Source organism: Acrocarpospora macrocephala (assembly GCF_009687865.1).
Lineage (GTDB): Bacteria > Actinomycetota > Actinomycetes > Streptosporangiales > Streptosporangiaceae > Acrocarpospora > Acrocarpospora macrocephala.
In genome coordinates, this window is record NZ_BLAE01000032.1 from 23,491 (window position 1) to 37,674 (window position 14,184).

Sequence of the window (14,184 nt, forward strand, 5' to 3'; positions counted from 1 at the left end):
TGAGGACGCCCGATGTGGGGGCGCTCGACGTGAGGACGCCCGATGTGGGGGCGCTCGACGTGAGGACGCCCGATGTGAGGGCGCTTGAGGTGAGGACGCCCGATGTGAGGGTGCCCGACGTGAGGACGCCCGATGTGATGGCGCTTGAGGTGAGAACGCCCGATGTGAGGGTGCCCGACATGAGGAGTGATGACGTGGTCGATGACGAGGGTTCCGGCACCGACATCGCGATCGTCGGGATGTCCGGACGGTTTCCTGGCGCGTCCGGCGTGGCCGAACTGTGGGCCAACATCCGGGCCGGCCGGTCCGGGCTGACCCGGTTCACCGACGACGAGCTCCGCGCCGCCGGGGTGACCGAGGACCTGCTCGCCGACCCCGGGTACGTGAAGGCCGGCGCGGTGATCGACGGCGTGGAGCAGTTCGACGCGGGGTTCTTCGGGTTCAGCCCGAAGGAGGCGCAGATCCTGGATCCGCAGCACCGGCTGTTCCTAGAGCACAGCTGGGAGGCGCTGGAGGACGCGGGCTGCGACCCCACTCGATTCGACGGCGCGATCGGCGTCTTCGGCGGCTCGGCGTGGAGCTCCTACCTGCGGAACAACCTGGTGCCCAGCGAGATCAGCGCCGTCATGGGCGAGCTCGCGGTCGGCCTGGCCAATGACAAGGACTCGCTCACCACCCGGGTCTCGCACACCCTCGGCCTGTCCGGCCCCAGCTACTCCGTGCAGAGTTACTGCTCCACATCCCTGGTCGCGATCTGCGCCGCCGCCAGCAGCCTGGCCGGCTTCGAGAGCGATCTCGCGCTGGCCGGCGGCGTCGCGATCGGCGTGCCGCACCGGGTCGGCTACCTCTACCAGCAGGGCGGCATCGCCCCGCCGGACGGCGAATGCCGCGCCTTCGACGCGGGCGGTCTCGGCGCTCCACTCGGCAGCGGCGTCGGCGTGGTCGCGCTGCGCCGCCTGGAGGACGCGCTCGCCGACGGCGACCAGATCTACGCGGTCATCCGGGGCTGGGCGGTCAACAACGACGCCGGCCGCAAGGTCGGCTTCACCGCGCCCGGCGTGCAGGGCCAGGCGGCCGTGATGGCCGAGGCGCTCGCCGCCGCCGGTCTCGTGCCGGCCGACATCGACTACGTGGAGGCGCACGGCACCGGCACCGCGCTCGGCGACGCCGCCGAACTGGCCGCGCTACAACAGGTGTTCCGGGACGAGAACCTGCTGATCGGCTCAGTCAAGCCCAACGTCGGCCACCTCGACCGGGCCGCCGGCGTGACCAACCTGATCAAGGCCGCGCTCGCGCTCCGGCACGACCAGATCCCGCCGACTCGCAACCTGTCCACGCCGAACGCCCAGCTCAGCGCAGGCGGCGCCCGACTCGAAGTGGTCACGGGCCTACGCGACTGGCCACGCGAGGCCGGGCGGACCCGTCGGGCCGGGGTCAGCGCATTCGGCATCGGCGGCACCAACGCCCACGTCGTGCTGGAGGAGGCCCCACCGGTCTCCCGCCCGGAGGCCGCACCCCGCCCACAACTGCTGATCTGGTCGGCCCGCTCCGCAAAAGCCGCCGACGAGCTGACCACCGCCCTCGCCGACCACCTCGCCGACCACCTCGCCGACCACCTCACGAACGCCGTCACGCACACTGCCGACCATCTCGCGGACCATGTCTCGGGTCAGATCTCGCGTCACGTCGCGGGTGAGATCTCGGACCAGGTCTCGGGTCGGGTCTCGGGTGACGTCTCGGGTCGGGTCTCGGGTCAGGTCTCGGACCAGGTCTCGGACCAGGTCTCGGGTCGGGTCTCGGGTCGGGTCTCGGGTCGGGTCTCGGGTCGGGTCTCGGGTCAGGTCACGGACCACGTCACGGACCACGTCACGGACACTGCCGATGGCCTCGCGGACCAACTCGCGGACACCTCCGAACTCCGGCTTGGCGACGTTGCCCACACCTTGCAGGCTGGCCGTCGCGTTTTCGAGCACCGCCGGTTCGTGGTCGCATCCTCGGTTGCCGAGGCCGTCGCCGGAATGCGGGACGCTGGCGTGCTGGGGCGGGCGGAGAGTCGTGGCGACCGACCGGTCGGGTTCCTGATCGCGGGTACTGGCGAGCAGTACCCGGGACTGGCCGATGACCTCTACACCACCGAACCCGCGTTCAGGGCCGTCCTGGACGAGTGCCGCGCGATTCTGCGCACCCGGATGGGCGGGATCGACCCGCTGGAGGAGATGCTCCGCACCCGCGACACCGCCGGGGGCGGTCTGGCCGCCCTGCTCGGCCGCGACTCCGCCACCTCCGGCGCGATGCCGACCGCGCTGCTGCACCCCGCGCTCTTCTCCGTCGAGTACGCGCTGGCCAGGACCCTCATCGGCTGGGGCGTCGAACCGGCCGTGCTGGCCGGGTACAGCCTTGGCGAATACGTCGCCGCCTGCCTGGCGGGCGTGCTCTCGCTGCCGGACGCGCTCGCGCTGGTCGCGCACCGGGCCACGCTGATCGACACGCTCCCCGCGGGCGCGATGAGCGCCGTCCCGCTCGGCTCGGCCGACCTGGCCGACCGGATCGCGCGTGGCGGCATCACCGGGATCGACGTGGCCGCCGAGAACGGTCCCGACCTGACCGTGCTCGCGGGCGAGCCCGCCGCCATGGACGCGGTGCGGGAACTGCTGGCGGCCGACGGGGTGCCATGCCGTCCACTGGCCACCGGGCACGCGTTCCACTCCCGGATGATGGAGCCGGTCCGCGCCGAGTTGACGGCCTGGATTCGCGCTCACATCGGGCTCTCCGCGCCGCGCATTCCTTACGTGTCGAACGTCACCGGCGGCCTGATCACCGCCGAGCAGGCCACCGACCCCGGTTACTGGGCCGACCACATGTGCGCGCCGGTCAGGTTCGACGCCGTGCTCGGCACGCTGCTGGCGCAGGGTGACCTGGCCCTGCTGGAGCTTGGCCCCGGGCAGTCGCTCGGCGCGATGGCCCGGGCGCACCGCGACTGCCCGCGCGAGCGCTGGCCGCTGATCATCCCCACGCTCCCGGCCGCCGCCGACCCGCGCCCCGCCGCGACCGTGCTCGCCGAGGCCGTCGGACGGCTCTGGCTGACCGGCGCGGCGATCGACTGGCCCGGCTACCAGCAGGACCGGCCGGTCACCAAGGTCGGGCTGCCCACCTACCCGTTCCAGCGCGAGCGCTACTGGATCGACCCCCCGGCTGGGCGACCCGCCGAAGCTCCGCGCCTGGCGGCCGACCCCGACCCCGACCACGTCCAGCTGCTGGAGTCCCGCTGGACCGCCGAAGCGCTGCCCGCCGAGGTCGACGCCATCGGCCGGTACGTCCTGTTCGCCGACAACACCGGAGTCGCCGAGGCGCTGGCCCAGTCGCTCCGCGCCGACGGCGGCGAGGTGGTCACCGTACAAGCGGGAACGTCGTTCGCCGAGATCCCCGGCGGCTTCACCATCGATCCCGCCTCGCCCGCCGACCACATCGCGCTCGCCCAGCGGCTGGCCGCCGACGGACCCTCCGTCGTCGCCGACCTCCGCCTCCTCGACCGCCCCCTCGATCCGAACGACGGCCTGAACGGCACCGCGAACGACGGCCTCAACGGCGGCTTGAACTCCGGCCTGAACGGCAGGGCGGACGGCGGCTCGGACGGCGGCCTGAATGGCAGCGCGGACGGCAGCATCAACGACGGCTTGAACGGCAGCGCGGACGGCAGCATCAACGACGGCTTGAACGGCAGCGCGGACGGCAGCATCAACGACGGCTTGAACGGCAGCGCGGACGGCAGCATCAACAGCGGCTTGAACGGCAGCGCGGACGGCAGCATCAACGGCAGCCTCAACAGCGGCTTGAACGGCAGCCTGAACGGCAGCGCAGACGGCAGTCTGAACGGCAGTGCGGACGGCAGCCTCAACGGCGGCGCGGATGGGCGGGCCGTTGTTCCGCTGGCGCGGCTGCTGGACGCCTTTGGTGATGAAGGTGGCGACAGTACCCGCGTCGTCGTCGTCACTTTGGGCGGCCAGGCCGTGTCACCGGGGGAGCACGCTGACCCGGCCCAGGCGGCGGCGGCGACGCTGCCGATCGTCGGCAACCAGGAGTACCTGACTCTCGACTGTCGCGGCGTGGATCTCGATCCGCGAGCGAGTGCTGCCGGTCACGCGGGCGTTCTCGCCGCCGAGCTGCGGCGGACATCGGCTGACATCCTCGTCGCCTATCGGAACGGCCGTCGCCACGTGCGGGAGTTTGTTCCGGCCGAGGCAGCTGCGGACAAGACGGCCGCGGGAAAGGTCGCCGCGGGAAGGATCGGGGTGCGCTCCGGTGGTACCTACCTGATCACCGGCGGGCTTGGCGACGTCGGCCTGCTTGTCGGCGAGCACCTGATCCGGGCCGGTGCGAGACGGCTGATCCTGACCAGCCGGAGTGGTCCGCGCGGCGGCGGTGTCGAGCACGTTGAGCGGTTGCGGGCGCTCGGCGCGGAGGTGCTCACCCCGCGCGTGGACGTCACTGACGTCGGCGCGATGCGCGCGATGCTCGTCGAAGTGGGCCGGATCGACGGGGTAGTGCATGCCGCTGCCGAGACCGGGCCCGATACGTTCCTTCCGCTCCGCGATGTCACCGACGCTGCCGTCGCCCGGCACTTCGGTGCCAAGGTCACCGGTGCCCGCGTCCTAGCTGAGGTGCTGGCCGGGCACGAGCTCGACTTCTGCGTGCTGTTCTCGTCCACCTCGTCGATCCTTGGCGGCATCGCGTTCGGCAGTTACGCGGCCGCCAATGCCGCGCTCACCGCCCTCGCCCGGCGGAGTGGGTGGGTGGCCGCGAGCTGGGACACCTGGTCGGTCACGCTGGAGCGCCTCGATGGCGGGTTTGGCGCCGCGATGGTCGCCCACTCGATGACCGGTGCCGAGTCCCTGGCTGCGCTCGACGACCTGATCGCGCTCGGGCTGCCTGCCGTCGTGGTGGCCGCCGGAGGACTGGACGACCGGCTGCCGAAGATCGCCGCCACGGCCGAGCCGGCGCGCGGCGGTGAGCGCTTCCCCCGGCCCGAGCTGCCGCAGCCGTACAGCCCGCCGCTGACCGGCACCGAGCGCTCGCTGGCCGAACTCTGGTCGGAGGTGCTGGGAGTCGAGCCCGTCGGCACCCGTGACAACTTCTTCGATCTCGGCGGGAACTCGCTGGTCGCGCTCCAGATGCTGGCGCTGATCAAGAAGCGGTTCGGGGTCGCCGTGCCGACGGTGCTGCTCTTCGAGGCCCCGACCGTGCACCGGCTGGCCGCGATCCTGGACGAACGCGGCGCGGCCCCGCAAACCAACGCCTCCCACACCAAGGCCCCCCAAACCAAGGTCATCGCTCCTAGAACTCCCGCCGCCCCCCGGGCCACCGCGACCCAGCTCGACGACGACCGGCGGATCGCGATCGTCGGCATGGCCGGACGGTTCCCCGGCGCGGCCGACGTGGACGCGTTCTGGCGCAACCTCCGCGACGGCGTCGAGTCGATCAGCTTCTTCACCCCGGAGGAGCTCAAGGCCGCCGGCGTCGACGAGGCCCTCATCCACGACCCCGCGTACGTCCCCGCCCGCCCGATCCTGGACGACATCGCCGGCTTCGACGCCCAGTTCTTCGGCATCAGCCCCCGGATGGCCGCCCTCACCGACCCGCAGCAGCGCGCCTTCCTCGAAGTCTGCTGGGAGGCCCTGGAGCAGGCCGGCTACGCCGCCCCCGAGCACCGCGGCCGGGTCGGCGTGTACGGCGGCACCAACATCAGCACCTACCTCCTCCAGATGGGCGAGCGCCTGCTCAGCGAGGACGAGGACGTCAGCCACTACGAGATCATCATGGGCAACGACAAGGACGCCCTCACCACCACCGTCTCCTACCTCTTCGACCTGTACGGCCCGAGCGTCGCCGTCCAGACCTTCTGCTCCACCTCCCTGGTCGCCGCCCACCTAGCGGTCCAGAGCCTGCGCGCCGGCGAATGCGAGATGGCCCTGGCCGGGGGAGTCTCGATCCGGGTCCCCGACAAGGTCGGCCACATCTTCGGCCCCGGCGGCATGGAGTCACCCGACGGCCACGTCCGCACCTTCGACGCCCAGGCCAAGGGCAGCATGTTCGGCGACGGCGCCGCGGTGGTCCTGCTCAAGCGCCTGTCCGACGCGATCAGGGACGGCGACCACATCTGGGCCGTGATCCGCGGCTCCGCGATGAACAACGACGGCGCGCTCAAGGTCGGCTACACCGCCCCCAGCGTGGTCGGCCAGGCCCGGGTGATCGCCGACGCGATGGCGGACGCCAGGGTCACCGGCGAGGACATCAGCTACATCGAGGCGCACGGCACCGCCACCGAACTCGGCGACCCGATCGAGGTGGCCGCGCTGACCCGCGCGTTCGGCCCGACCAGCGACACCCGGTACTGCCCGATCGGCTCGGTCAAGACCAACGTCGGCCACCTGGACCGCGCGGCCGGCGCCAGCGGCCTGATCAAAACCTCGTACGCGCTGACGAACCAGGTGATCCCGGCGAGCCTGCACTACACGGCCCCCAACCCCGAAATCGACTTCGACAACAGCCCCTTCTACGTGAACACCGAACTTTCCCCCTGGCGGACCCGCGACGGCCGCCCGAGGATCGCCGGGCTCAACTCGCTCGGGATGGGCGGCACCAACGTGCACATGGTCATCGAGGAGGCTCCGGCGCGGCCCGCCGCCGTCGAGGACGAGCAGGGGCGCCGCTACCAGATCCTGCCGGTCTCGGCCCGCCACGCCACCGCCGCCGACCAGGCCGCCCAGCGGCTCGGCGAGCACCTCAAGAACGCCCCCGGCACCCGGCTGGCGGATGCCGCGTACACCCTCCAGGTGGGCCGCAAGACGTTCGAGCATCGCAAGGTTCTCGTTACCACCACCACCGCCGAAGCCGCGCTGGCCTTCACCGGAGAAGCCGGACAGGACGGCGTTCTGTCCCGAGTCGACACCGTGCAGGGCCGCCAGGCGGCGTTCCTGTTCGCGGGCGTCGGCGAGCAGTACCCGGGCCTGGTCACCGAGATCTACCAGCGCGAACCCGCGTTCCGCGCCGCCCTGGACGAATGCCTGGACCTGCTCCGCGAGCCGCTCGGCGACGTCGACCTGCTCGACCTGGTGGCCGGCGCGCGCGGCGGGGGCGCCGACCTGGCCGCCCTGCTCGGCCGGGCCACCGCCAAGGACGACCGGGCCGACGCGCTGAAGCGCACCGAAGTCGCCCAGCCTGCCCTGTTCGCCATCGAGTACGCCCTGGCCCGCACCCTGATGGCCTGGGGGATCCAGCCCCGGCTGATGCTCGGCTACAGTCTCGGCGAGTACGTCGCGGCCTGCCTGGCCGGAGTTCTCTCGCTCCCGGACGCGATCGCCCTGGTCGCCCACCGGGCCAAGCTGATCTCCGCGATGCCGGCCGGGTCCATGGTCGCCGTCTCGATGCCCGCCGAGGACGTACGCCGCAAGTTCCGGCTGGAACGGCGCGGTCTCGACCTCGCCGCCGTCAACGGCCCGCAGGTCGCGGTCGTCGCCGGGCCGCAGGACGAGATGGAGCGGCTCGTCGCCGAGCTGCGTCGGGCCGAGATCCCGTGCCGGGCGCTGGAGACCACGCACGCGTTCCACTCCCGGATGCTCCAGCCGATCAGCGGCGAGCTGACCGACTGGGTGAAGGCCAACATCCGGCTGAACCCGCCGGAGCTGCCGTACATCTCCAATCTGACCGGCGAAATCGCCGACGCCGACCTGGTCTGCGACCCGGGCTACTGGGCCGAGCACATGTGCCGGACGGTGCGGTTCGGAGCCGGCGTCGAGACGCTGCTGGCCGACCCCGAACTGGCCGTCGTGGAGATCGGGCCCGGCCAGTCGCTCGGCGCGCTGGTGCGCGGGGCCGGCTGCCCGCCGCAGCGGTGGCCGCTGATCCTGAACGTGCTGCCCGGCGGGAGCGACCGGCGTCCCGACGACGAGGTGCTGGCCGGGTGCCTGGCCCGGCTCTGGCTGGTCGGCGCGGAGCTGGACTGGAACGCCTACCACGGGCGGCTGCCGGAGGCCGAGACCGCCAACCTGCCGGGCCGGATTCCGCTGCCGACCTATCCGTTCCAGCGGCACCGCTACTGGATCGACGCGTCGCCGACTGCGCCCGTACCGAAACAAAGAGACACCGGCAACCTGTTCGACGCGATCAACAGCCTGCCCAAGCTGCCCGAGGAGCGGTGGCTCTACCTGCCGGTCTGGCGGCAGACCGCCGCCCCCGCACCCAGCGCCGACCAGCCAGGCTCATGGCTCGTCTACGCCCGTGAGGGCGCGGCCGACGACGTGGCCGCCGAGCTCGCCGCGACCGGCGCGACCGTCACCCTGGTCCGCCCCGGCGAGGGCTACGCCGCCACCGCGGACGGCCACACGATCCGCCCCGGCAGCGTGGCCGACACCCTCGCCCTCCTGCGCGACCTGCGCGCCGCCGGCCGCCCGCTCGACCGGGTCCTGCACCTGTGGACCCTGGAGCCGGGCGAGCGCACCGTCGAGTACGGCCTGCACACCCTGGTAGCCCTCGCCAGAGCGGCGGGCGAATCCGGCATCGACGGCTGGTCGCTGGACGTCGCGGTCTCCGGCACCCAGGAGGTCTTCCCCGGCGAGGTCGCCAACCCCGACGGCTCCACGCTGATCGGCCCATCGCTGGTGATCCCGCTGGAGTACCCGAGGGTCACCACCCGCTTCATCGACCTCGACACCCCCGCCGGCCTGGTCGCCGAACTGGGCCGCCCGCAGACGGACCGCATCGTCGCGCTCCGCCGGGGCCGCCGCTACCTGCCCGGCTACGAGACCATGGCCACCCCCGAGACCACCCCGCTGCGCGAGGGCGGCGTCTACCTGATCACCGGCGGCCTCGGCGGCATCGCGCTCGGCCTGGCCGAACGTCTCGCCCGCGACACCAAGGCCAGACTCGTCCTGCTGGGCCGTACCGGCCTGGCGGGCGAGGGCGAGGACGCCCGCCGCCGGAGCGTCCAGGCCATCCGCGACCTCGGCGGCGAGGTCGAGATCGTGGTCGGCGACGTGGCCGACCCTGCCGCGGTGAAGCGGGCCGTGGACGCGGCGATCGAGCGGTTCGGGGCGCTGCACGGCGTCCTGCACGCGGCCGGCCTCCCGGCCATGGGCCTGATGCAGTTCAAGCGGCCACAGGAGCTCGACGCCGTACTCGCCCCCAAGATCGCCGGAACGCTGGCACTCGCCGAAGCCCTCAGGATCGGCGAGCCCGACGAGATCGGGCTTGACTTCCTCGCGCTGTTCTCCTCGATCACCTCCGCCACCGGCGGCGGCCCCGGCCAGGTCGACTACTGCGCCGCCAACGCCTACCTGGACGGCTACGCGCAGCGGCTGGCCGCCACCGGCCGCAACGTCGTCTCGATCGACTGGGGCGAGTGGACCTGGAACGCCTGGGAGGCCGGCCTGGCCGGCTACGACGAAGGCCTGCAGAACTTCTTCAAGGAGAACCGGGTCAGGGTCGGCATCGACTTCGAGGCGGGCTACCGCTCGCTGCTGCGCGCCCTGGCCAGCGGCGAACCCCGGGTCGTCGTCTCCACCCAGGAGTTCGAGACCGTCGTCACCGGCAGCGCGCGCTTCAACCTGGAAGCGGTGACCTCGCCCGCCGTGACCGGCGGCAGCGGCGACCGGCACCCCAGGCCTGAGCTGGTCACGCCGTACCAGGAGCCGTCCGGGCCCAGGGAGGAGGCCATCGCGGCCATCTGGTGCGACGCGCTCCGGCTCGACCGGGTCGGCGCGGGAGACAACTTCTTCGAGCTCGGCGGGAACTCGCTGCTCGGCGTCAGCATCGTCGCCGCCCTGCGCCGCGAGTTCGAACTCGCCGAGCTCCCCCCGCACATCTTGTACGAGGCGCCGACCGTGGCCGCGCTCGGCACGACCATCGACGCCCTCACCTCGGGCGCCGCACCGGCGTCCGGGACGGCCGACGGGGACGGGGGCAGCCACGTCCGCGCCCAGCTCCGCCGGTCGGGCCTCGAATTGTCGGCCGCCCGTCGGCGCCGGTGAGCATTACGACCGGAGCATTACGACCGGAGAACAACCAGAGAAACGGAGAAGCCATGACAGTTATCGGTGTAGTGGGCGCCGGCGTGATGGGCGTCGGCGTCGCCCAGAACCTGGCGCAGACCGGCCACGACGTGGTGCTGGTGGACACGAGCGAGGAGATCCTCGCGGCGGCCCGCGGCACCATCTGGCGCAACGCCAGGATGAGCGGCCTGATGGGCGGCCCGGTCCTGGACCCCGACGGCGTGCTGTCCCGGATCACCACCGCGGTGGGCGCCGAGGCGGTCGCCAAGGCCGACGTCGTCATCGAGAACGTGACGGAGAACTGGGACGTCAAGCGGTCGGTGTACGAGACGATGGACGCGGTCTGCGGGCCCGACACCATCTTCATCGTCAACACCTCCGCGATCCCGATCACCAAGGTCGCCGCCGTCACCGGCCGCCCGGACAAGGTGGTCGGGGTGCACTTCATGAACCCGGTCCCGGCCAAGCCGGCGTGCGAGCTGATCCCCGGCGTCCACACCACCGCCGAGACCGTCGAGCGCACCCGCGACCTGCTGGCCGCCATGGGCAAGAAGGCGATCGACGTCAAGGACGCCTGCGGTTTCGTGTCCAACCGGGTCCTGATGCTCACCGTGAACGAGGCCGCGTTCCTCGTGCACGAGGGCGTCGCCACCGCCGAATCGGTCGACGAGGTGTTCCGGAGCTGCTTCGGCCACCCGATGGGCCCGCTGGAGACGGCCGACCTGATCGGCGTCGACACGATCCTCTACAGCGTAGAGGTGCTCTACGAGCACTACGCCGACAGCAAGTACCGCCCCTGCCCGCTGCTCAAGCAGATGACCGACGCGGGCCTGCACGGCCGCAAGTCGGGCCGGGGTTTCTACACCTACGCCAACTAAGGAGCCAGCCATGTCTGACAACACCAAGGACCAGATCCTCGACTTCGTCCGCGCCCGCTACCCGCAGGCGGACATCGACGAGTCCCAGGACATCTTCGCCCTGGGCTTCGTGAACTCGCTGTTCGCGATGGAGCTGGTGATGTTCATCGAGAAGACGTTCGACATCACCATCCCCAACGACGAGCTGAAGATCGACAACTTCAGGACCGCCAACACCATGGCGGAGTTGGTGGGCCGGCTCACCCCCGCGCGGGTCTGACATGACGACCCTGGCTGAGATCGCGCCGGACACGCTCCAGGTCACCGACCGGACGTCCGCCCGCGCGTTCGTCGACACTCACATCGCCCCGTACGCCGACGCGTACGACCGGCAGGGCCGCGTGCCAGAGGAGCTGCTGGAGCGGATGACCGCCGCCGGGCTCTGGGCCCCCTTCCTCCCCCGGGAGGCCGGCGGCGCCGGGATGGACCTGGTCACCCTCGGCGAGGTCCACGAGGAGGTGGGCCGGGGCTGCTCCTCGGTCCGCAGCCTGCTCACCGTGCACACGATGGTGTCGTGGGCGGTGCAGCGGTGGGGCAGCCCGGCCCAGCGCGAGCGGTGGGCGCCGGCGCTCAGCCGGGGGGACGTGCTCGCCGCGTTCTGCCTGTCCGAGCCCGGCGCCGGCAGCGACGCGTCCGGGATCGCCACCAACGTCGTGGCGCGGAACGGCGGCTGGACGCTCAACGGCGTCAAGAAGTGGATCACGAACGGCCAGCGGGCCGACCTGTTCCTGGTGTTCGCCCGCACGGCCACCAGCATCGGCGCGTTCCTGGTCCCCAGGAACACCCCCGGCGTCGAGGTCACCCCGATCGAGGACATGCTCGGCACCCGGGCGTCGCTGATCGCGGAGGTCTCCTTCCGCGACGTCGCGCTCGGCCCGGACGCGCTGCTCGGCCCGAGCGGCTTCACCGCCGGCATGGTGCTGACCGGCACCCTGGACCTCGGCCGCTACAGCGTGGCGACCGGCTCGGTCGGCATCATCCAGGCGGCCCTGGAGGCGTGCGCCGCGTACGCCTCCCGCCGCACCGTCGGCGGGTCGCTGCTCAAGGACCTGCCGCTGATCCAGGCGAAGCTCTCCGACATGGTCACCGACGCGCGGGCGGCCCGCCTGCTCGTCGCGGAAGCCGGTCGGCTCAAGGACGCCGGCGAGGCGTCCACGATCATGGCGACCTGGGTGGCGAAGTACTTCGCCTCCACCGCCGCCGCCAGGCACGCGTCCGAGGCGGTCCAGATCCACGGCGCGAACGGATGCAGCCCCGACTACCCGGTGGCACGGCTGTATCGGGACGCCAAGGTCATGGAGATCATCGAAGGCAGCAACGAGATCCAGCGCATCACCATCGCTGGCCAGGCAGAACGGGAGATCATCTGATGACCGTGGTCGACGAAACGCCCCTTGTCGTCCCGGCGAAGCCGATCCGGGGCCGGATCAAGTGCGTGGTCTGGGACCTGGACAACACGCTCTGGGACGGCGTGCTGCTGGAGGACGGCGACGTCACCCTGCGGCCCGCGGTGGTGGCGCACATCCACCGGCTCGACCAGATGGGCGTGCTGCACTCGATCGCCAGCAAGAACGACCGCGACGCCGCGCTGGAGAAGCTGCGCGAGTTCGGCATCGAGGACATGTTCCTGCACCCGCAGATCAGCTGGAACCCCAAATCCGACTCGATCGCGCACATCGCGAAGGCGCTCAACCTCGGCTTGGACGCGTTCGCGTTCGTCGACGACCAGGAGTTCGAGCGCGGCGAGGTCGGCCACGGCCTGCCCGCCGTCACCCTGGTCGACATCCTGGACCTGGAGGAGGCCCTGGCCCGGCCGGAGTTCATCCCCCGGTTCGTCACCGACGAGTCCGCCCAGCGCCGCATCATGTACCAGGGCCAGGCCGCGCGGGACGAGCTGGAGGCCGACTTCGTCGGCACCAACGAGGAGTTCCTGGCCGGTCTGGAGATGCGGTTCACCATCGCCTCCGCCGTACGGGACGACCTGCAGCGGGCCGAGGAGCTGACGGTCCGCACCAACCAGCTCAACTCGACCGGCCGCACCTACTCCTACGAGGAGCTGGACGAGCTCCGCGAGTCCCCCGGCCACCTGCTGCTGGTCGCCTCCCTGACCGACCGGTTCGGCAGCTACGGCAAGATCGGCCTCGCCCTGGTGGAGAAGGGCGAGCGGGTGTGGCGGCTCAACATGATGCTGATGTCCTGCCGGGTGATGTCCCGCGGCGTCGGCATGGTGCTGCTCAACCACATCATGCGGCTGGCCCAGGCGGCCGGCGCGTCCGTGCAGGCCGACTTCGTGGAGACGGGCCGGAACCGGATGATGCAGGTCACCTACGCCTTCGCCGGGTTCCGCGAGGTCGCGAGGAACGGCGCGCACGTGGTGCTCGAGGCCGACCTGTCCACCGTCCAGCCGCCCCCGCCGTACGTCCAGCTGGAGATCATCGATGAAGAGTGACGACGTGATCGGCCGGTGGATGCCGTTCGCGAGCCAGACCGGCGCCGGACCCGGCGCGCTCGCGCTGTACTGCCTGCCGCACGCCGGCGGCGCCGCCTCCACCTACCGGAGCTGGCAGCGCGTCCTGCCCGGGGTGGCCGTCCAGCCGATCCAGCTCCCGGGCCGGGACAGCAGGCTCAGGGAACCCGCCTACGACCGGATGGGCCCGCTGGTCGCCGACCTCGCCGAGGTCATCCTGGCCGACGTCTCGCTCGGCTCGGTCAACCGCAGATACGCCCTGTACGGCCACAGCCTCGGCGCGCTCGTCGTGTTCGAGCTGGCCCGCGAGATCCGCCGCCGCGGCGGCCCGCCGCCGGTGCACCTGTTCGTGTCCGGCTCGGTCGCCCCGCAGCTCGCCTACGAGGACGGCAAGCCGGTCGGGCAGATGACCCGGCCCGAGGTCGTGTCGATGCTCCGCCAGCTGGGCGGCACGCCGGAGTGGCTGCTGGCCGACCCCGGCGTGCTGGACATGATCCTCCCGGCCGTGGTCGCCGACTTCACCATCAAGGAGACCTACGAGTACCGCGACGAGAAGCCGCTGGACCTGCCCATCACGGCCATGCCCAGCACCGACGACTCCCGGATCAAGGCCGACACCGTGACGCCGTGGGGGGAGCAGACCTCCGGGGAGTACGAGCTCCAGCCGTTCGTCGGCGGCCACTTCGCGGTGTTCGAGCAGGCCGCGCTGACCCACAAGCTCATCTCCAAAGCCCTGCTCAAATGGATGTGAAGGACC

At 71.6% G+C, this 14,184-nt stretch carries 6 protein-coding genes; all 6 read left to right on the forward strand.

The window, feature by feature from the left end; genetic code table 11:
• The first annotated feature begins 179 nt into the window (after window positions 1-179).
• The 6 genes from Amac_RS26230 to Amac_RS26255 are packed head-to-tail and all read left to right on the forward strand — an operon-like array spanning window position 180 to window position 14,178.
• The gene (locus tag Amac_RS26230) at window positions 180-10,022 is read left to right on the forward strand and encodes a type I polyketide synthase (protein ID WP_155357068.1); all 9,843 of its coding nucleotides are present in this window, start codon (window positions 180-182) and stop codon (window positions 10,020-10,022) included.
• A gap of 53 nt (window positions 10,023-10,075) precedes the next feature.
• Window positions 10,076-10,921 carry a 3-hydroxyacyl-CoA dehydrogenase family protein gene (locus Amac_RS26235; RefSeq protein ID WP_155357069.1) on the forward strand — a complete coding sequence of 282 codons (846 nt, stop codon included), beginning with the start codon at window positions 10,076-10,078 and terminating at the stop codon, window positions 10,919-10,921.
• Window positions 10,922-10,931: 10 nt separating this feature from the next.
• The gene (locus tag Amac_RS26240) at window positions 10,932-11,180 is read left to right on the forward strand and encodes an acyl carrier protein (protein WP_155357070.1); all 249 of its coding nucleotides are present in this window, start codon (window positions 10,932-10,934) and stop codon (window positions 11,178-11,180) included.
• 1 nt (window position 11,181) lies between these two features.
• Complete coding sequence (locus Amac_RS26245) at window positions 11,182-12,330, forward strand: acyl-CoA dehydrogenase family protein (RefSeq protein ID WP_155357071.1); 1,149 nt, start codon at window positions 11,182-11,184, stop codon at window positions 12,328-12,330.
• A complete protein-coding gene (locus Amac_RS26250; RefSeq protein WP_155357072.1) occupies window positions 12,330-13,409 on the forward strand; it encodes an HAD-IIIC family phosphatase in 1,080 nt (359 codons plus the stop codon). The genes Amac_RS26245 and Amac_RS26250 overlap by 1 nt, the downstream gene beginning before the upstream one ends.
• The gene (locus Amac_RS26255; protein WP_155357073.1) at window positions 13,399-14,178 is read left to right on the forward strand and encodes a thioesterase II family protein; all 780 of its coding nucleotides are present in this window, start codon (window positions 13,399-13,401) and stop codon (window positions 14,176-14,178) included. Before Amac_RS26250 ends, Amac_RS26255 begins: the two co-directional genes overlap by 11 nt.
• The last annotated feature ends 6 nt before the right edge of the window (window positions 14,179-14,184 follow it).

Bases quoted from the DNA above. Each gene is read 5' to 3' on its own strand.
- Amac_RS26230 (WP_155357068.1), top strand. From the start codon at position 180: ATGAGGAGTGATGACGTGGTCGATGACGAGGGTTCCGGCACCGACATC.
- Amac_RS26235 (WP_155357069.1), top strand. From the start codon at position 10,076: ATGACAGTTATCGGTGTAGTGGGCGCCGGCGTGATGGGCGTCGGCGTC.
- Amac_RS26240 (WP_155357070.1), top strand. From the start codon at position 10,932: ATGTCTGACAACACCAAGGACCAGATCCTCGACTTCGTCCGCGCCCGC.
- Amac_RS26245 (WP_155357071.1), top strand. From the start codon at position 11,182: ATGACGACCCTGGCTGAGATCGCGCCGGACACGCTCCAGGTCACCGAC.
- Amac_RS26250 (WP_155357072.1), top strand. From the start codon at position 12,330: ATGACCGTGGTCGACGAAACGCCCCTTGTCGTCCCGGCGAAGCCGATC.
- Amac_RS26255 (WP_155357073.1), top strand. From the start codon at position 13,399: ATGAAGAGTGACGACGTGATCGGCCGGTGGATGCCGTTCGCGAGCCAG.